Annotated in this window: 11 protein-coding genes; 7 read left to right on the top strand and 4 right to left on the bottom strand. The window is 62.8% G+C overall.

The window, feature by feature from the left end; translation table 11 throughout:
• Positions 1-103: 103 nt before the first annotated feature.
• The 3 genes from ACQK2L_RS10230 (at position 104) to ACQK2L_RS10220 (ending at position 12,626) form a co-directional block, all read left to right on the top strand.
• Positions 104-5,890, top strand: a complete 5,787-nt coding sequence (locus ACQK2L_RS10230; protein ID WP_425396859.1) for a Calx-beta domain-containing protein — start codon at positions 104-106, stop codon at positions 5,888-5,890.
• Between the two features lie 144 nt (positions 5,891-6,034).
• Complete coding sequence (locus tag ACQK2L_RS10225; protein ID WP_425396858.1) at positions 6,035-11,380, top strand: protein kinase domain-containing protein; 5,346 nt, start codon at positions 6,035-6,037, stop codon at positions 11,378-11,380.
• Positions 11,381-11,681: 301 nt separating this feature from the next.
• Entirely contained in the window at positions 11,682-12,626 is a 945-nt protein-coding gene (locus tag ACQK2L_RS10220) for a hypothetical protein (protein ID WP_425396857.1), read from the top strand.
• A 34-nt stretch (positions 12,627-12,660) separates the two neighbouring features.
• Here ACQK2L_RS10220 and ACQK2L_RS10215 read toward each other — a convergent pair whose 3' ends face one another.
• Positions 12,661-13,053, bottom strand: coding sequence for a hypothetical protein (locus ACQK2L_RS10215; RefSeq protein ID WP_425396856.1), 393 nt, complete (start codon positions 13,051-13,053; stop codon positions 12,661-12,663).
• Positions 13,054-13,424: 371 nt separating this feature from the next.
• Between ACQK2L_RS10215 and ACQK2L_RS10210 the strand changes: the two genes are divergently transcribed.
• The 4 genes from ACQK2L_RS10210 (at position 13,425) to ACQK2L_RS10195 (ending at position 18,662) form a co-directional block, all read left to right on the top strand.
• Entirely contained in the window at positions 13,425-14,387 is a 963-nt protein-coding gene (locus ACQK2L_RS10210) for a hypothetical protein (protein WP_425396855.1), read from the top strand.
• Positions 14,388-15,293 carry a tyrosine-protein kinase family protein gene (locus ACQK2L_RS10205; protein WP_425396854.1) on the top strand — a complete coding sequence of 302 codons (906 nt, stop codon included), beginning with the start codon at positions 14,388-14,390 and terminating at the stop codon, positions 15,291-15,293.
• Between the two features lie 83 nt (positions 15,294-15,376).
• On the top strand, positions 15,377-16,201 hold the full coding sequence (locus tag ACQK2L_RS10200; protein WP_425396853.1) for an ExeA family protein: 825 nt from the start codon (positions 15,377-15,379) through the stop codon (positions 16,199-16,201).
• Between the two features lie 163 nt (positions 16,202-16,364).
• Entirely contained in the window at positions 16,365-18,662 is a 2,298-nt protein-coding gene (locus tag ACQK2L_RS10195) for a dockerin type I domain-containing protein (protein WP_425396852.1), read from the top strand.
• Between the two features lie 31 nt (positions 18,663-18,693).
• Here ACQK2L_RS10195 and ACQK2L_RS10190 read toward each other — a convergent pair whose 3' ends face one another.
• The 3 genes from ACQK2L_RS10190 to ACQK2L_RS10180 are packed head-to-tail and all read right to left on the bottom strand — an operon-like array spanning position 18,694 to position 21,314.
• Positions 18,694-19,989, bottom strand: a complete 1,296-nt coding sequence (locus tag ACQK2L_RS10190; protein ID WP_425396851.1) for a Gfo/Idh/MocA family protein — start codon at positions 19,987-19,989, stop codon at positions 18,694-18,696.
• 52 nt (positions 19,990-20,041) lie between these two features.
• Positions 20,042-20,653, bottom strand: coding sequence for a hypothetical protein (locus tag ACQK2L_RS10185; protein ID WP_425396850.1), 612 nt, complete (start codon positions 20,651-20,653; stop codon positions 20,042-20,044).
• A 58-nt stretch (positions 20,654-20,711) separates the two neighbouring features.
• Positions 20,712-21,314, bottom strand: coding sequence for a hypothetical protein (locus ACQK2L_RS10180; protein WP_425396849.1), 603 nt, complete (start codon positions 21,312-21,314; stop codon positions 20,712-20,714).
• Positions 21,315-21,316: the final 2 nt, after the last annotated feature.

The raw sequence follows: 21,316 nt of genomic DNA, 5'->3' as shown, positions 1-21,316 counted from the left end.
TCGTGATAATAGAGCTTGGTACCAACTCCACTTAAGCTGCCCACCTTGTCACCACGCGCTAGCGTGGCCTGCCCCCGCTGTTTGTCTTTGGACGCTACTACCGATGAGTCGCAACCCTTGGCTAGACCGACTGTTGCACTCTTCGCGCGGCGAGCACGATCGCCATTCTAGCGAACTCTCCATTCGGCACCTCGAACGCCGCCGGGTGCTCGACGCCACGTTGCCCACCATCTTGGTTTCGCCCACTCCCACAGCCGAAGGCGACACGGTCACCGTGTCGGCCGACGCTGGCGAAGTTGCTTCGCCGCAGTTCGATTGGACCATCTCGGTCGACGACGTGGTGATCGCCACCAGCAACGCCGCGCTGTTTGAGTTCACGCCGCCCGACGATGGCAGCTACACCATCGACCTGGTGGTGACCGACGCCAGCGAAGAGCAATGCTCGACTAGTCGCACGATCGCGGTGAGCAACACGGCTCCGCAGCTCACCGTGGTGGGCGATCAAACGGCCGCCGAGGGCACGCCGCTGGTGATCGAGAATCTGGGCCAGATTATCGACGCCGGCTTCGCCGATGCAACGCTCGGCACCGCCGAGACATTCACCTACCGCGTCGAGTGGGGCGATGGGCACATCGATGCGGGCAACGCGACGATCGATCAGCTCGGCGGACCCGGCGTGCCGACGCTGGCGTCGTTCGACGCGACGCACATCTACGCCGACAATGGCGAGTACAACGTGCGAGTCATTGTGCTCGACGACAACGGCGGCCGCGCCTCTGGCAGTTTCAATGTGGCCGTTAGCAATCTCGATCCGACTCTCACCACCGTGGGCGATCAAACCGTGCTGGAAGGCACGCCGCTGGTGATCGAGAACCTGGCGGAGATCAGCGATCCGGGATTCGTGAACGTCGTGCTGGCGAACCAGGAGACATTCGACTACACCATCGACTGGGGCGATGGCTCGGCGGTGGACTCCGGCGCGGCCACGATCGACCGCATTGGCTCCGAGAACAATGCCACGCTGGCCTCGCTCGACGGATCCCACACCTACGCGGCCAACGGACCCTACATGGTTACCGTCACGGTGACCGACGACGATGGCGGCATGGCGGTTGGCAAGTTCAACGTCAACGTGCTGAGCGCCGCGCCGACGCTCACCGTGGCCGACAACCAAAACGTCGATGAAGGTTCGTTGCTGTCGATCGAAGACATCGGCAAGGTGAGCATTCCCTCGTTCGCCCAAGGCGATCGGGTGAACTACACGATCGACTGGGGCGACGGCTCCCCGGTGGATGTCGGCGTGGCGACAATCGACCAACTCGGCTCGCCGACGCTCGGCTCGTTCGATGGCCAGCATACCTACGCCGACGACGGAATCTACACGGTCTCGATCACGATCGACGACTTTGAAGGCGGCACCGACAGCGGCTCGCTGACCGTCACAGTCGGCAACGTCGTGCCGACGCTCACCCTGGCGGAAGATCAATCGATCACTGAAGGCGCCCTGCTGACGATACCCGACTTGGGACAGATCAGCGATCCTGGCTACCGCAACACCGAGTTGGCGACCGACGAGACCTTCACCTACCACATCGACTGGGGCGACGGGCACATCGATGCGGGCGATGCGACGATCGATCAGGTTGGCAGCGAAGGCGTGCTGACGCTCGCCTCGTTCGACGGTGCACACACTTACGCCGACAATGGCACGTATACCGTCACGGTCACCGTAACCGACGACAACGGCGGCGAAACTTTCGACACGCTCACGGTGTCCGTCGACAACGTCGCCCCCACGCTCACCGTGCCAGTCAATCAGAACGTCGACGAAGGCGCGCTGCTCTCGATCGAGAACATCGGCCAGATCAGCGATCCCGGCTACAAGAACGTCGCCACCGCAACCGACGAGACTTTCAGCTACTCGATCGACTGGGGCGATGGAACCGCGCCCGACATGGGCATCGCCACGATCGACCAGTTGGGCTCCGAAGGAGTGCCCACGCTCGCTTCGTTCGACGGCGCCCACACCTATGCGGATGACGGGACCTACACAGTAACCGTGACCGTGGTGGACGACGATCTGGGCGAGACTACCGAGACATTCGACGTGATGGTCGGCAATGTCGCGCCGACGTTGACCGTAGCGGCGAATCAGAGCATCGACGAAGGTGCACTGCTCTCGATTGAGAACATCGGCCAGATCAGCGATCCTGGCTACAAGAACGACGCCCTGGCGACCGACGAGACGTTTACTTACTCGATCGATTGGGGCGACGGAACGGCGCTCGACACCGGCGCGGCGACGATCGATCAGATTGGTTCTGAAGGCACGCCGACGCTGGCCTCGTTCAACGGCCAACACACCTACGCCGACAATGGTCAGTACACCGTGAAGATCGTCGTCGAAGACGACGATGGCGGCATGACCATGGACACCTTCATGGTGACCGTGGGCAACGTGACTCCGACGCTCACCGTGGCGGAAGACCAGAGCACCGACGAAGGCGCGCTGCTCTCGATCGAGAACATCGGCCAGATCACCGACCCGGCGTTCGGCGGGGTGAAGGAGTTCAGCTACTCCATCGATTGGGGCGATGGCACCCCGCTCGACAGCGGCATGGCGACCATCGACCAAGTTGGCTCCGAGGGCACGCCAACGCTGGCTTCGTTCGACGGCCAGCACACCTACGCCGACAACGGAACCTACACGGTGAAGGTCACCGTCGCCGACGACGACGGTGGCATGACCATGGATACGTTTTCGGTCACGGTTGCCAACATCGCGCCGACGCTGACCGTTGCGCCCGATCAAACGATCGACGAAGGCGCGCTGCTCTCCATCGAGAACATTGGCCAGATCTCCGATCCTGGCTACAAAAACGACGCCATACCGACCGACGAGACGTTCAGCTACTCGATCGATTGGGGCGACGGAACCGCGACCGACACCGGCGCGGCCACCATCGACCAGGTTGGCAGCGAGGGAGTGCCAACGCTCGCTTCGTTCGACGCCCAGCACACTTACGCTGACAACGGCACCTACACGGTAGCGGTCACCGTGGTGGACGACGACCTGGGTGAGGTCACCGAGACGTTCGATGTTACGGTCGCCAACATCGCGCCGACACTGACCGTTGTGCCCAATCAGACCATCGACGAAGGTGCACTGCTCACAATCGAGAACATTGGCCAGATCACCGATCCTGGCTACAAAAACGACGCCATACCGTCTGACGAAACATTCAACTATTCGATCGATTGGGGCGACGGAACCGCGACCGACACCGGTGCGGCCACCATCGACCAGATTGGCAGCGAGGGCATCCCAACGCTCGCCTCGTTCGACGCCCAGCACACCTACGCAGACAACGGTACCTACACAGTAACGGTCACTGTGGTCGACGACGACCTGGGTGAGGTTACCGAGACGTTCGATGTTACGGTTGGCAACGTTGCGCCGACGCTCACCGTGGTGCCCAACCAAACCATCGACGAAGGCGCGCTACTCTCGATCGAGAACATCGGGCAGATCGTCGATCCTGGCTACAAGAACGACGCCATACCGACCGACGAGACGTTCAGCTACTCGATCGATTGGGGCGACGGGACCACGACCGACACCGGCGACGCGACCATCGACCAGATTGGTAGCGAGGGCATCCCCACGCTCGCTTCGTTCGACGCACAGCACACCTACGCTGATAACGGCGTTTACACCGTAACTGTCACCGTGGTCGACGACGACGGGGGCGTGCACGAACAGACGTTCGATGTGACTGTTAACAACGTCGCGCCGACTCTGGTGGTGATCGAGGATCAAACGATCGACGAGGGCGCGCTGCTCACGCTCGAAAACATCGGCCAAATCACCGACCCGGGCTACCAGAACGACGCCTTGGCGACCGATGAGACGTTCGGCTACGTGGTCGATTGGGGCGACGGAACTGCGACCGATACCGGCGACGCGACCATCGATCAGATTGGCTCCGAGGGCACCCCAACGCTCGCATCGTTCGACGCCCAGCACACGTACGCCGACAATGGCGTCTACACGGTCACCGTGACCGTGGTGGACGACGACATGGGCATGGCGGTCGAGACCTTCATGGTCACGGTGAACAACGTCGCGCCGCAACTCACCGGTGTCGAAACGCCGCACGTGCTGGACGAAGGAGAGATCTTCACGCTCGGCGGGTTGGGCGTGGGGCTGAGCGATCCGGGATTCGATAACTTCGGCATGGGAAGTCCCGACACGACCTTCCCGCTTAGCACCGAGACGTTCACGGCCACGACCATCAATTGGGGCGACGGCACCATCACCTCGCCGGTCGATGTGGTCGATCGCGAGAGCGGCTCGCCCGGCGAGTTGACCACGGCCGGCTTCGATCACGCAGCGCATGCCTACGCCGACAACGGCACCTACACGGTGACTGTCGAGTTCGCCGACGACGACGGGGGCATGGTCAGCGAGTCGTTCACGATCATCGTGAACAACGTCGCGCCGACGCTCACGCTGACCGACGAGTCGTTCGTCATCAACGAAGGCGACACGCTCAGCATTCCGCTGCTTGGTTCGTTCACCGATCCCGGCTACAACAACCCCGACCGACCGGGTGGGGCGTCGGTCGAAACGTTCCACTACGAAATCTCCTGGGGCGATGGAACTCCGCTCGAAACCGGCGTGCTGCCCAGCAGCGTAACCGACGGCGGCCAGGGCGTGCTGACCACCGGCTCGCTGGCCGATAGTCATTTGTACGCGGACAACGACGTCGACAACACGTTCACCATCACGGTCAAGCTGTTCGACGACGACGGCGGCTACGATGTCCAGAGCTTCGACATCACCGTGTGGAACGTCGCCCCGACGCTGATGCCGGTCGCGGCGATCGACATCACCAGCGGCGGCAACACGATCCTCACGCTGACGTTCACGGACCCTGGCGCCGACTCGTTCGACATCCTGGTCGCCTGGGGCGAGAACCAGGAAGTGCCGGTCGAAGATCGCTGGGTGGTCGAGATGCACCACGACGGCGCGACGCCGGAGACGTTCGTGCTGTTCCATCACTACGAAGGCCCGCCGAATCCCGATAACATCTCGGCCGACGTGCCGATCAGCGTGGTGATTCGCGACGACGACTTTGCCTCCGACACGACGCTGGCCATTGGTCAGAGCAACATTCAAACCGTGTTCGTCGGTCAACCGGGTGTCGAGGACGCCAAGTTCGCCATCGACACCACGGCTGACATTCCGACGATCGAGTTCCCGCAGCTCGCCGAGGCGCCGCAGGCCTACGAGACATCGGCCAGTTACGTGCCGTTCTCCAACACGAACAACCTTGAGTCGGGCGGCGGCGAAGTCTCTTCGGCCACCGAACGATTCTTCCGCTTGCACATCGTGCTGCCCGACGGTCGCATGCTCGAAGGCATTCGTCTACCGGACGGAATGATGGACGACCTGCCGGCGTTGTTTGCAAAGCTGCCGGACAATCACTACCGCATTTACTTCGTGCGTGGCGATGGTCAATCGGAACGGTTGGTGGTGGACGTGGTGCTGCGGAACCATCGCCCGACCGATCCCGCGGACGCCTCCGACGGAACGCGCGACCGCCCGCCCACCGAGCAGTTCCAGCAGCCGGGCGAGATGATCGAGGACCCCGTCGAGGACGATCCGGCGGCCGCCGAGTTGTTCGACGAGCAGACCTCGACGCTGCCGGCCACCGAATCGCGCGGCACCTCGAACACCGCACGACGGATGGCGGCCGCTTCGGCCGTGGCGGCCGCGGCGCTGGTTTTGGACCCAAAAACGGACTGGGCGGTACGACTGGACCGCGCATTTGCCCGGGCGGACCACCGTCACTGGCAACGGCTTCGCCGCCGGCGGCCTCGGTAAGTACACTGGAAGGTACACCGACACATCATTGCAGAACATAATGGGGGGAGCGGGGCGTTTGCCTCGAGCTGAGCCCACGCTTTTCCCACAGCTTGCCTCGAGCGTCCTTTCGTCCCAACAATCTCCTCCTTTGCAAACCATCTCATGCCGCACTGCCCGCACTGCGCCCGAGAACTCGACGCCCAAGCCATGGCCGGCATTGCATGCCCCCATTGCAATGGTCTGCTTCCACTGGGCGACGAAAGCCTGGCAGGCAAACAAACGTACGAGCTGATTCCCGGCAGCGAGTCGGACGACGACGTATTGGGCGACATCGATTTGTCGCTGGACGACGACGATGCCGAAGCCACACTGCCGTTCGGCGGCACGGTGGAATTCCAGCGACCAGCGCCGGAGAGCTCGGAGTCGGTCGACGATTTGTCGAGCGACGAGTTTGCAGACAAACAGTCGAGCGATCAATCGACGATCGATCACATCAAGCTGGACGACACGGTGGAGACGGAATCAACCGACGACGCCGACGTGATCGACGAGGCTCCGCTGGAGCCTGACGATCCATCGGCCACCATCGACTACAAGCCGGACGCCACGATCGAGCTCGAGGATCCGGTGGCAAGCGAATCATCGGAACTGGACAGCGAGCTAGACCATCTCGAGGAGGAGCAGAACGAGTCGACCCTCGACTACTACGAACTCGAAGAGTCGGGTTCGGCGGACGCCACGATCGACGAAGTGGCGGTAAGCAACATTGACAGCGACACCGACGAAGCCGACCCCACGTCGACGCTCGATTACGTGTCCGACCGCACAGTGGAGTTCGATGCGTCCGGCCCAGCGAAGCACGATGCCACGATCGACTTCGACTCCGACAAGACGATCGACCTGGCGGAGTCGAATCCCGAGTTGGCGGAGAAGATGAGTAGCCAGTGGGCGGGCACCATCGACTTGGGAACGCCCCAGAACCAGACCATCCGCCAGCAGGACGAGGACGGAGAGGGCAAACCCAAGCAGCGTTCGACCGTGCCGGTGAAGAGCCGCACGATGAGCGAGGCGGCCGACTCCGACAATGTGTCGTACATCCGCCCCAGCGACGCACCCGACTACGAGTTGCTCAAGCAGATCGGCGCCGGCGGCATGGGCGTGGTGTACGCCGCGCGGCAGTCGTCCATCGCTCGCACCGTGGCCGTGAAGATGCTCAAGCCTGGCGGCAAGGAGGGCGCGGATCAGCGAGACAAGTTCATCAGCGAAGCGGTGGTGACCGGCGAACTCGATCACCCCAACATCGTGCCGATCTACGATCTGGGCGCGAACGACCAAGGCGCGCTGTTCTACTCGATGAAGCACGTGCAGGGCACGCCCTGGGAAGACGTGCTGGAAGAGAAGAGCCTGGACGAAAACCTGAACATCCTGCTCCGCGTGGCCGACGCGGTGGCCTTCGCCCACGCCCGCGGCGTGGTGCATCGCGACTTGAAGCCCGAAAACGTGATGTTGGGAGAGTTCGGCGAAGTGCTGGTGATGGACTGGGGCCTCGCGCGGGTGACGCAAGTGTTCCGCAGCGCCGGTGCGATCCACCAAACCGGCTCGCTAGGCGGCACACCCGCCTACATGTCGCCCGAGATGGCCCGCGGCCCGGTCGAGGTGATCAACCACACCAGCGACATCTACCTGCTGGGCGCCATCCTGTACGAACTGATCGGCGGACGCCCCCCGCACTCCGGGCGCGACGTGATGCAGTGCCTGATGTCGGCCGCGCAGAACGCCATCGACCCCATCGACTACGTAGGCGAACTGCGCGACGTGGCGCTGCGAGCGATGGCCACCGAGCAAAGCGATCGCTACCAGTCGGTCAAAGAATTCCAGGAAGCGGTTCGCACGTACCTGTCGCACTCCGAGAGCGTGGTGCTGGCGTCGCACGCCGAACATCGCTTGGCCGACGCGCGGCTGCAGAAAGACTATCAACTGTTCGCCCGCGCGATGTACGGCTTCGACGAGTCGCTGGCGTTGTGGTCGGACAACACCAAGGCGCGCGAGCTGCACGAAACCAGCGTGCAGGAATACGCCGAGCTAGCGCTCTCCAACGGCGACCTGGACCTGTCCAAATCGCTGCTCGACGAAGCCAACCCCGCGCACGAAGAACTGCTCACACAGATTCGCAAAGCCGAGAAGGAACGCAACTCGCGACAATCGCTCCTCAAGTGGTCGAAGCGGGCCGTGGCGGCGCTGTTGGTGGCGATTGTCGGCTTAGGCACTTACTCGTATATCGAGATCGCCAAGGGTCGCAAAGAAGCCCTTACACAGCGCGACGAGGCAAAACGGCAAGAAGGAATCGCGAAGGATAATGAGAAGATTGCGATTCAGAAAGAGAAGGAGGCGAATGAAAGCGCCGTGCTGGCTGCCATGAAAGCAAAGGAGGCAGAAGAAGCGCGAGACGACGCGGATCAGAAGCGAATAGAAGCGGAAGAAGCCAAAGAGCGGGAAAGGAAGCAAAAGGAACTTGCCAATTCTGAACGGATTAGAGCGGAAGCGAGTGAAAAAGATGCCATTGTAGCCAAACAAAAGGCCGAGGACGCCGAAGACGCGAAGGAATACGAAGCCTACGTAGCCGGCATTGGTCTGGCGGCGGCCAAGATTGATGAGAACGCTTACGACTTCGCCCAACAGTTGCTGGATGCGTCGCCCGCGGAGCGTCGCGACTGGGAGTGGGGCCGCTTGGGCTACCTGTGCCAGTTGAGTGCGGCGGTGTATGACCTTGGTGCGCCGGTCGACGCGGTAGCCTACTCGCCCGACGGTCAGTTGATCGCCACCGGCGACCGTGGTGGCAAGCTCACCGTGCGCCACGCCGACAGTGGCGACGTGGCGTTCGACTCCGACATCGGACAGTACGTTTACTCGGTAGCGTTCAGTCCCAGCGGGCAGTACATGGCCGCGGGAAGCGCCGATGGCAAGATTCGCATCTTCGGCAGCGCCGATGGGCGGTTGCTACGCACCCTCGAAGGTCACCAGGACGGCGTGCTGGATGTCGACTTCTCGAGCGACAGCCGGCAACTGGTATCCGCTTCGTACGACAACACCGCGCGGGTGTGGGACCTGGCGAGTGGCAAGTCGATCGACACGCTGTCGGGCCACAACTGGTGGGTCTGGTCGGCAAGGTTCTCGCCCGACGCGGCGCGAATCGTCACCGCCAGCCAGGACAGCAACGCGATCGTCTGGCAGCGCGACAACAGTGGCAGTTACCAACCCAAGTCGTACTTCACCGATCACGAAGGCCCCGTGTACGCGGCCGCGTTCTCGGCGTCGGGCGACCGCGTGGCCACCGGCGGGTACGACAAGACAATTCGCGTCTGGCAGCCCGACCAAGTGGGCGAGCTGGACCTGGCCGCCGAATTGCAGAGCACAACCGAGGACGACTCCGCAGCCGTGGTGCTCACCGGTCACGAAGCGGCCGTGCGAAGTGTCGCGTTCGGCCCCGCGGGTCAGACGTTGCTCTCCGGTAGCCACGACAACACGCTGCGACTTTGGAATCTCGGCGAAGCGGTGGAGCTGAAGGCCCTGCGTGGCCACGGCAGCCGCGTGGAATCGGTGGCGCTGGGCCCCGAAGGCAAGTTTGCCGCCTCCGGCAGCCAGGACGGCACTTTGCGGGTGTGGGACGTTGATGGCTACGTCGAATCACAAACGCTGGGCAGCAAGACCTTGGCCGGGCACGCCGATGCGGTGCTTGCCGCGCGATTCGCTGCCGATGGCCGCGTGCTTACCGCCAGTCGCGATCGCACGGCCAAGCTGTGGGACACCGAAGGAAACGAGTTAGCAAAGTTCGCCCAAGGTCATGAGTACCTGGCCTCCACCGCGGTGTTCTTCGACGCGGGGCGGAAACTCGCCACCGGCGCAGGCGACAACACGGTGCGAATCTGGAACGTCGGCACCGGCGCCGAGCTGCAAGTGCTCCGAGGTACCGGGCGCGTTGGCACCGTGGCCGTCGATCCGTCCGGTCAGTGGCTGGCCACTGGCGGCGCGAACAACCTGGTGCGGTGGTGGGATCTGGCCAGCGGCGAACAACTCGCCTCGCTCGAAGGGCACGAGGCCGAAGTCACTGCCGCGGCGTTCCATCCCGAGTTGGCATTGCTTGCCACCGGCGATGACCGTGGCGAGATTCGGCTGTGGCAATTCGACGGCCAACAAGCGTCGCTGAAAGAGGCGCTTCGAGGGCACAACGGCACCGTGACCGAGCTTGAGTTCGGCCCCACTGGCGAGCTGCTTTACTCGGCCAGCGGCGACAACACCTGCAGCGCCTGGAACGTAGCGACCGGCGACGAAGTGCCCGACGCCATGCTGAGCCATCCCGATTGGGTAGCCGCGATGGACGTTTCGGCCGATGGCCGAGTGGCAGTCACAGCGTGCGAAGATGGCCACACCCGCGTGTGGGATCTCGACGCCGGCAAAGTCGTAGCCGACGCGTCGCTCGACTCCGGTTCGGCGACCGGCGTGGCGCTGTCGCCCGACGGGCATCAAGTGCTGGTCACCTCGAGCGAGAACCGCAGCGTCTGGGTGTGGAACTACTCTGCCGCGCCGAATGCCAACCTGAGCCAACTTCAGCCCATCGTCACCACCCGGGCTGCAGGCACGCTGTGGACGGCGAAGTTCTCGCCCGCCGGCAATCGATTCGTGACCATCGGCGGCAACGACGCGCGGATGGTCGATCTGGCGACCGGCGAGGCGGGCGTTCGCTTCAGTCCGCACGGCGCGGTAGCCGCCGTGGCGATCACGCGCGACGGCCAACTGGTGGCCACCGGCAGTTGGGACGGGACCGCCAAGCTGTGGGACACCACCACCAAGCAAGTGGTGCATCAACTGGTCGGCGGGCACTCGGGCTACATCAACAGCATCGACTTCTCGCCCGATGGATCGATGGTCGCCACGGCCAGCGACGACGGCACCGTGCGACTGTGGAGCACCCAAAGCGGCGAAGTACTGCCGATGGCCTTCAAGGGCCACACCGGCCGCGTGCACTCGGTGCGGTTCTCGCCCGATGGACAACAACTGCTCACGACCAGCAGCGACCGCACCGCGCGACTGTGGGACACCGACTCGGTACAGACACTGCACGTACTCACCGGTCACCAATGGGGCGTGTTGTGCGGTGCGTTCTCCAGCGATGGACAGCACGTCGTGACCGGCAGCGAGGACAACACGGCCAAGCTGTGGAATACGGCCACCGGCGCGCTCGAACGAACCATGTCGGGCCACACCTCAGCGGTGACTGGAGTGGCGCTCACGCCCGATGGCCGGCGACTGCTGACCGCCAGCCAGGACACCACCGCCAAGCTGTGGGACACCGAGACCGGCGGAGAGATTCTCACGCTCAGCGGCCACAATCAAGACTTGACCTCGGTTGACTTCACCACCGACGGCCGCACCGCCCTGTCCGCCAGCCGCGACGGAACCGCAGTACTGTGGCCCACCATCGACTGGCACGCCGGCGCTCCGCTGGAGTAGACGTCTGTTTGCTGGGCGAGCATCCGCGCTCGCACGAGCGACTGCATTGCCGGAATACGAACGGCCAGATTCCGGTTTCTCGCTAATTCGCACCAACGGTTGCAACTCGCGCCGCCGAATCTTTGACCTCGCCAGTTCACGCCGTTTAGACTGGATGTCGATGGTTGGCGGCTTGGAACCTGGCTTGAGCACCAACTGACAGCTCGGGTCGAGTTCGGCGACTGGGCTCGCGGAGCTCGTCCCCAGCCACCCAGATCCTCTGGAACAGATACGACGTAGCTCGGATCAAGGAACAGGCGAAATGAGGCGGAACCACTGCGGGCGATTCTTCTTGTGCACTCTGGTTGCAGCGGCAGTTGGGTCGGCTACCGAGGCGGTGGCCCTGGACATCAACTTCCAGGTCACGGTCAATCCCATTCAGGTGTGCGACAACAACGGGTTCAACTGTGGCAACCCGGATCTCGAGCTGTACCTGGCCGAGACCGACAAGATCTGGCGTCAGGCCGGCATCGACATCAAATTCCTCGATTGGAAGCTGATGCTGAACTCCGACCTGGTGAACAACGCGAACATCGGCCCATTGCGCAGCGCGGACAACAACCAGGAACTGGGCGGCGACATCATCAACATGTGGTTCGTCAACACCATCGAAGGCGGTTCCTACGGCCGGGCCGGTTCTGGCGACACGGTAATCGCCAACAGCGTGTTCTCCTTCTCCGGCGGCAACGGACGACGGGACACCATTTCGCACGAGATCGGTCACGTGCTGGGTCTGCCGCACATCAGTGGTGTGGTTCCGCTGAACCTGATGGAAGAAGGTGGCGATCGCGACGCGGTGACCAACATCAGCCAGATCTTTCCCGACGGACAACAGCGCGGACAACTGACCGCTGCTCAGATCGACGACGTGCTCGATAGTTTCCGCGTCAACTCGCTAGAGTTCAGCATCCCGGGCGACGCCACGCTCGACGGCCAAGTCAACGAGTTGGACATCGACGCCTTCATCGCCGGCTGGCGTCACCAGCAGCAGGACCCCGATCTCGAGTCGTGGCAGAAGGGCGACTTTAACCACGACGGGCTAACCGACCTGCACGACGCGTACATCCTGCGCCAAGGCCTCATTGGTAACGCCGCCGCACTGGACCGCTTGTCCTTCGCTGTGGAAGTGCCCGAACCAACGAGCGGTGTGCTGGCGCTGGCCGTCGCAGGGCTGGTCTGGTTCTTACCTCGCACCACCCGACGCTAGCGCGTGCGGCTCACGCGGTTTAACACGCAGCGTGCTACGGCAGGTCGCCGGAGATCTCTACGGTGATGATGGCCGGGATGCGGCCCTTGGTGTAGATCAGGTCGCCATCGACTTCGCCGCTCATGCCACTGTCCAGATCGAACGGGGTGACGTGCCAGACATCGCTGCCGAGCACCTGGCGGTTGCGGTCCAAAGCGGTGTAGACCACTTCGACCCACTCGTAGTCGTCAGGGCCCGAGTTCTCGACCGTTCCCTCGATGCGCACCTTACCGAGCACCCACTCCACTTTTCGTGGCTTGAACGACAGGGCCACACTCGATGAGGGAAGTACCTCGAACTTGACCGACTTGAGTTCGCGCGCCGCAGATTCTGCTGGCAATGCAACGAATGCGGCCAAGACTGCAACGGACACGACTGTTTTGAACATGGGTAGACTCAGCGTAGGCAAAAGGTGAAAACTCTCAGGGGTGTGACTTACCGCAGGTCGATGTCTCTATCAAAAACCTATCACACAATCGCCGAGGCGCGTGCTTTGGATTCGTCGGCTTTCCGGTGAACGGCCGGTAAATGCCGAAGGCTCCGTAGATCAGCGCGATCAGAGGGGCAGTCCCGTCTCGTTCGTCCGCCAAACACCCATAGTCTGGCAGCAGTACTAGCAAGTCGCGATCACAGCCCGCAAAACCGGACGAATCCTCAAGGCTCCCCCAACCGTGTCCCGATACTTGCCCAAGAAGGCATGTCGCGCCCGTTGGATGCGCGCTGCATGGATGGTTGGCAAAAGACAGGGGCACATCGCAAGTGAGTACTTTAAATCAGAGCGAAAGCCAAAGCACCGCTCCGGAACAACCGCCGGTGCTTGCCCGCGTGCCGTGGCTGGATCGTCCCATCGAATCCGCGCCGCTAGCGGTCGCACCTGCGACCGAGCCGGTGTTTGATGCGACGTTCTTCCAGCCCCATCAGTTGCTCGCCACGGCCGACCAGCCACTGGAGCATCTCGCGCCGGTTCCCACCGTGGTGCGATTCGATCCACCTCAGCCGCTGGCCGCTTCCTCGCCCGCGCACCAGCCACCGCCTGCTGTCACCCAGCGCGATCAAGAGGAGACGACCGCGCCGCAGACAATCGTGCGGTCCGCCGAGTCGCGCGGCTCCGACGGCGTCACTCAGCTGCGGTTCGATCCGCCCGTGGTCAGCCAGCCCGAGCCACAACCCGTGGCCGCGCTCCATCGCGCGCCCGAACCATCCGCCTGGCACCAGACGGTTGCTACGCTAGACAACACCATTCGCCAGTACCACCGCTTCATCATGCTGGCGGCGCTGCTCACCGCGGCGGGCCTAATGATGCTGGTACTGGAAAGCCAGCAAACCGAGGTCGAACCCGCCGGCGAAACCGTTACGCCCGCGGCCATCGACACCTTGGCCATGCAGCCAATGCCAATGGCCGAGGCCAGCAGTGAACCCGCTGAGGAGCCGCCCCAGCAAGTCGCCATGGCCAAAGGCCCTCAGGCGATTTCGCGCGAAGCTTGCTCCGAGCCGGAAGAAGCAGCGTGCGAGACTTCGCCCGCGCCGCTGCTCGAAGCCCAGCAACGAGACATCACGATCCTGCCGCGGATCGATGCACCTATGGAGTCGCTCGACGAGGGAGGCTACCAGAGCACGGGACTGCCGGCCTTCCAACTGGCCACGCCCACGCCGAGCAGCGCGTCGCAGCCTCGGGCTCGCTTGTCCAAAGACCTGAAACCCGCCAACCCGCAGACCAGGTAAATGACCGCTACTAACAAAGCCTTTATCGATGCGTACAACAGTTCGCCCAGTCGCCCGGTCGCGCGGCACGCTCCTCAGCAGCCGCTGGAGTTGGAGCCGCTGATGAGCAGCAGCCAGATCGTGCTCAGCGAGCCGTTCACGTTCGACTCGGCCAATCTGCCAGAAGTACAGCCAGCGCAACCGAATGCGACCGAGCTTTCGGACGCCAAGCAACCCGCGGTACGCCGACCGTTGTCGCAGGTGCAAGCGGGCGAGTTGTTTGGGATCAATCCGGCGCCGGCGCGGACCTCCGAGCCGCAATGGCCCGAAGGATGCCAGCAACTCATCGCTCGAGCGGCCGACCGCTTCGACAGCTTGTTGCGGCAAGTGCCCAGCAGTTCGACCGGCACGCTCATCGGAGTAGCCGGCGTGGCGCCGGGCGTGGGGTGCACGACGACCGCGTTGTGCCTCGCGCTACGCAGTTCGGCACTCGGCCTGCGAGCAGCTCTGGTCGACGCCAACCTGCCAAGCTTCGGGCTGGGCAAGATGCTCGAACTCGACCACTACACTTCGTGGACCGATGCACTCGTCACCGGCGAGTCGATCCTGAACACGGCGCACACGGCAACCGAGGTGGGCGTTGACCTGCTGCTAGCCCGATCGCTGCCCGACGCCCAGCTTAGCTCCACGGCACGGTTCCGCACGTCGCTCGCGGCCGGAGCGCTCCGCCGACAGTACGACCGGGTGGTCATCGACCTGGGCTGCCCGACCAGTGGCCAGTCGGCCGCGGACCTGGCGGCTGCCATGGGCGTCGACTACTTGATCGCCTGCCGCACGCCGGCTGCCAACGACGACCAAGTGGCGTCGACCGTCGCGGCAATGGGCGAGTTTGGCGTGCAAGTCAACGGACTGGTCGAAGCGGCTTAAACACCGAAAGACAATGCCCCGAGCGAACTTGCTCAAGGGCGACTCGACTTGCACCCCTTCATCAACTTCGGCGGACTCAACTGATGTACCTCGACCACTGGCAACTGGCCGCCAAACCGTTCGAACCTTCTGCCGATGGACTGTTCTACTATCCGTCGGAGTCGCACATGGGCGCCACGTTGAAGTTGCGCTACGCCATGGAGAACCACCGCGCAGCTGCGGTCTTAGCGGGACCCAGCGGCGTTGGCAAGACGCTGTTGGTGCAACAATTGCTCGGACAGCTACCGGGCGGCGAGCAGCCGGTCGTCCAGGTGGTCTACCCGCAGATGCCCAGCCGCGAACTGCTGGCCTACCTGGCCGCGCGACTGACGTCCGCGGAAGAAACTCCGCAGGTGACGCCCAGCATCGACCAGAGCCTGCTGCGCATCGAGCACTACCTGACCGCTGCAGCCGAGCGCGGGGAGCGTCCGATGGTCGTGATCGACGAAGCGCACCTGCTGGAAGACGCCGGCACCCTGGAGTGCGTGCGACTGCTGCAGAACCTGCAGCGCGAGGGCACGCCGCTGTTGTCGCTGCTGCTGGTGGGGCAAAGTTCGTTGCTGTCGACGTTGTCGCGCACTCCGCGACTGGAAGAGCGAATCGACATCACCGCGCTGGTCGACCCGCTGTCGGCCGAGGAGACTCACAGCTACGTCCAACACCGCCTGGGAGCCGCGGGCGCGACGCACGAGTTGTTCACTTCGGCCGCCGTCGACACTCTGCATCAACTGGCCCACGGCGTCGTGCGGCGGATCAATCGTCTGGGCGACCTGGCCCTGCTGCTGGGCTACGCAGGCGGCGCGACGGTGGTCGACACGCCACTGGTTCAGTCGGTGGCCAGCGAACTTGCCTTCGCGCGAGCTGCGTAGCTGGCCTTTGCGTTGGAAATTGCCACCGGTGTTTGCGCGGAGATATATCCGCCCACCAGCGGATACCCGCGACCATCGCCAAATCTTCACGGCCGATTCGTAGCGTTGGTTGCAGCGAGCAGCTATGATGTGTTGTTTTCCACAACTTCGCTGCCGCCCGCCTATGCCCCGCACGAATCCGCTCCGTCTGTTGTTGCTGCTAGTTGCTTGTTGGGGTTCGGCTTCGGTTGCCGACGCGCAGCTTCGCATCGTGTCGTACAACACGCTCCAAGGTCCTAACACGGGCTTCGATGCCGTGATGGAGGCCATCGGCGAGGAGTCGTACAGCGGTTTTTCTAAGCCGGTCGACGTGCTGCTGTTGCAAGAACAAAACGACATTAGTTCGCCTAGTGGCAGTACGCAGCAGATCGTCGATATCCTTAACGGCATCTACAACACCAATACGTACGTCGCCGGCACGCAGAACAGCAACCCGCCGGGAGGCATCCGCCAGGGGATTGTCTACGACTCGGCCACCGTGCAGTTGGTCGACGAGTTGGCCTTCGGCAGCCTCAGCACGTCGGGCCAGGCGCGGCAGACGTTGCGGTATCAGTTGCGCCCGGTCGGTTATGACTCGGCGGCCGACTTCTATGCTTACAACAACCACTACAAGGCCAGCAATTCGGCTACCGACGAAGCGCGCCGTCTGGTCGAAGCCAACGCAGTGCGCAACAACTCCGACGCTCTGGGCGAAGGTACGCATGTCATCTACGCTGGCGACTTTAATATGTACCGCTCAAGCGAGGACGGCTTCCAGGAACTGATCTCCTCAGGGCCGGGCCAGGCGCACGATCCCATCAACCAGATTGGCTCGTGGCACACCAACCCCACGTACGCCGAGTGGCACACGCAGAGTCCCCGCGGCAACTTCGGCGGCATGGACGATCGCTTCGACTTCCAACTGGTCACCGGCGAGATGCTCGATGGCGAGGGCGTCGACTACATCCCCGGCAGCTACCATACGTTCGGCAATAACGGTAGCACCTACAACGATGCGATCACCAACGGCAACACCATCACGTTTAGCGGCATCACTTCGTTCACCAAGTCGCAGGTGCTCAACGCCCTGGAGTCGACCAGCGACCACTTGCCGGTGGTGGCCGACTACCAGATTCCCGCAGTGCTCGAGGCCCTCACTGGCACGGTTCCCACGATGCTCAATCAAAACCAGCCGTTCTCGCTCGACCTGTTGGTGCGTAACGCGGCCAACGTGCTGGTGGCCGCCGGTGCGGACGAACTCGATTTCACCTTTAGTACCACCGGCGACTTGTCGGGCAGCGGTTCCGGCATGGCCCTGCCGCTGGCGGCTGCGGGCAGCTTTCCCATCACGCTCGACACCAGCACCGAGGGCACGAAGTCGGGCTCGATCATCATCGAGACCACTAGCCAGGGTGCGGCCAACTCCTTCGTAAACATTCCCATCAGTTACCAAGTGGGCGAAGGCTCGCCCGTCGAGCAGCAGGTCATCGCCCGGGCGCTGTTTCCCAACGTGGCCGACGACATCAACGTCACCGACTTCCAGTTCGGCGGCGGGTTCACCACCGAAGCAGCCTTGCCTTCCGATGCACGCACGCTTGCCTTCTCCGATCCTGGCGACATGTTTGGTATCGAAGACCGCAACGACGATCCGCCGTTCAGCATCATGGACGACTCGGCTGGTTCGACCCCCAGCGATACGCTTGGCATCATCGGTGCCAACGACTTCGACAACTTCTTCGGAGTGGTCGACCTGGAAAACGACGAGAATTCCTCGGCGCTCACCGCGCAGTGGGCGTTCGATATCTCTTCGGCCACCGGCAACTTGAGTTTATCGATCGACATGGCCGGCATGGGCGATTTCGAACCCACAGACGTTCTACTGTTCGAAACTTCCATCGATGGCAGTCCCTTCACCACGGCGTTTGAGATAACCGTCGACGATGATGGCTCGTTGGAGTACGTGATGGATGATGGCGATACTCGCACCGAGAACGATCCCCTAGTTCTCGACGGTACCTACATCACCAACGACTTCCAAACATTTATCCAGTCGATTGCAGGCTTCGGTGATGAACTCACGCTGCGATTTACGGCCTTTACCAACTCCAACAGCGAGATCTTCGCCTTCCGCAACATCGTGATCGAGGGCCTCGTCGCGGTCGATGCGTTGCCGGGCGACTACAACGGCGATGGCACCGTGAACATGGCCGACTACACCCTGTGGCGCAATTCGCTCGGTGCGGTGGTCGAACAAGGCACCGCCGCCGACGGCGACGGCAGCGGCACCATCGACGCCGGCGACTTCCAAGTGTGGAAAGACCACTTTGGCGAGTCACTCAACAATGCCGCCGTGGCAAACTCTGCGGTGCCGGAACCAGCGGCGCTGGTCCTGTTGGCAACCGGAGCAGTGTGCTGGCTGGCGAGTCGCAATCGCAGGCCGTAACAAGCTACGCGCAGTTGCGGCGCGACATCCTCTACCCTGCCCTGTCAAACTGCGGCACTGCCAACTGCTCGCCACCCTTCCTTGCCGACTGATGGGCCACGATGCCCGGCACGGTCATGGCCAGCGATTCGTAGAGGTCGATCGCCGGCGGGCGGTCTTCCACCAGGGCGTTGATGAACTCGGCCGACAGGAACGTGTGCGAACCACCGTGCCCCGAGTTGTGACGCATCGCCTCGGGTAGCATGTCGGTCTGCCAGTAGATCGGCACGTCCACGTCGCCACCGTCCTGCACCGGCAGATCGTAGCGCGATGCCGTCTCGCCCGCGGTGCGGAAATGCAGCTTCGGCCCGTGCACTCCGCCTTTGTCCATGTACAGCATGGCGTTGTCGCCCATCCATTGGGCGCGTTCGCCGTGCGCCGAGCAGAGCCAAAACACATTGCAGCGCAGCATGTTCCCGCGGTCGGTCTGCATGATCGACGCTTGATTCCAGTAAGGATTGTCGTACGCGTTGTCGGTGACATACGGATGCTCATGGCCGCCCCAGCCCAGGCAACTCACTTTGGTGATCCGCTCGCCGGTCACTCCCACCAGCAGCCCCGTCGAGTGCGTCGGGTAGTGCATGGGAGGCAGCCCCCACCGCCACGAGTGCGAACCATCCGGCTCGAAGAACCGTGTCGACTTGTCCGCAGCCAGTCGCTCGAGGTCACCGCGGTCGTGGTAGTACTCTGCTTCGGTGTAGAACAGATTGCCGAACGCCCCCTTGGCATGCATCTCGCGCGCAAGGATCGCCGGCTGGCGATAGTAACTGGTCTCGGCCATCATGTAGCTCAGCCCGCTACGCTCGGCTGCCTCTTTGAGTTGCTCGGCCTCTTCGAGCGTGAAACAGGCCGGCACGGCGGAGACGACATGCCATCCGCGCGCGAAGCACATCTGTGCATGCTTCACGTGGTCGAGCGCTCCCGAGAACACGGCCACCGCGTCGATGTCGTCGGCCCGCTCGCTCATCTCTTCGAGCGAATCGTACACCGCGTCGCAGTGATACACGGCCTTGAGTCGCTCGCGCCGCTCGGGGCGCAGGTCGGTCACCCCGGTCACCACGCAATTCGGATGCTCATGCCAGTAGAAGCTGGTCCCAAACCCGCCGCCGACCACGCCGAGACGGATCTTCCGCTCACTCACCGGCGCGGCCCGACCAACTCGAAATGTCATCGCCCCCGCCACCGCCGCCGCCCCCGCGCCCGAGAGCCGCAACATGTCGCGGCGCGAGAGAGTGTCGGTGGATTCAGAAGACTCCTTAGCATCGCGACGAAGCTCGTTGGAAGACATGCTGTACTCCATGTAAGGCCTGGTGGGTGTGACATGTAGCGATCGACATCGCTTATGGTTTGTTCGCGCCCGGCGTCCGCTGACCGTCTCCTTGGGGTTGTGCTGGCTGCCTCGGCCACCTCGGCGGCCGCACGCGCGCTGGGGGATCTGTGAGGTCCAGTTCTTCCTTGAGCAGTCCGGGAAACTCGGATTCGTCGATCGGCTCGATGGGCTCAAGTTTAATCCCTCGCTCCTTGGCAACCGCTTCGTAGCGGAGCAGCACTACCTTCGCTTCAGCCAGGTGCACCCGAGCTTCCAAAACCGCTGTTAGCGGAGAAAGACCTCTTTCCTCCGCCTGTACGAGCGCACTTTGAGCGTACTCACTCGCCTTTACCGCGAGTTGCGCTAGTCGGTAAGACTGCTGATACTCACCCTCCGCCCAAGCAAGCCGCGACGCCGCCACAAAGTAGGCTGCGGACGCCTGTGCCATATCGCCCGCCCGGCTCAGTCCCAAGGAGTGCAATTGGTAGCTTCGCTGAACAGTCGCCCTGCGTGCTTCGCGCAACTCCTTTAGGACCTTGATCTCTGCCTCCTTGTCGACTTCGATTGCCCGATCGTCCCACGGACCAACGGCCAGCGCCGCCGAAGTGGTAATCCAGGTAGCAAGAAAGACCTTCGCAAGCATGGGAATGCTCCTTGTAAGGAACCGAGTTCTCATCATCTTACCGGATACAATGTGTCACTTAGGGTTTGTTCGCGCCTGGCGTGCGCTGACTATCTCCTTGGGGGCGTGCTGGCTGCCTAGGTGGCCGCACACGCGGCGGGGGTTCTGGGAGGTCCAGTTCCTCCCTGAACAGCCTGCGAAACTCCATGTGGTCGATTGGCTCGATGGATTCAAGTTCAATCCCTCGCTCTTTGGCAACCGCTTCGAAGCGAAGCAGCACAACCTTCGCTTCGGTCGCCTGCTCCTGCGCCACCAACACTAGCTGGGTTGAGGCAAGACCTCTTTCTTCTGCGCTTACGACCGCACTTTGGACGTACTCACCCGCCTTTGCCGCGAGTTGCGCCAATCGGTACGACTCCTGAAACTCACCCTCAGCCCAAGCAAGTCGCGACGCGGCCACTAAGTAGGCTGCCGACACCTTTGCCAAATCGCCCGCCCGGCTCAGTCCGTGGATGTATGACTGATAAACTCGCCGAGCAGTCAAGCTGCGTGCATCGCACAACTTGTTTAACACCTCGAGCTCTGCCTCCTTGTCGACTTCGATTGTCCAATCGTCCCACGGACTCACGGCCAGCGCCGCCGAAGTGGTAATCCAGGTAGCAAGAAAGACCTTCGCAAGCATGG

This window comes from Aeoliella sp. (assembly GCF_965227375.1).
Taxonomy (GTDB): Bacteria; Planctomycetota; Planctomycetia; order Pirellulales; family Lacipirellulaceae; genus Aeoliella.
The sequence above is the reverse complement of the archived record's forward strand: the minus strand, read 5'-3'. Positions and strand labels throughout refer to the sequence as shown.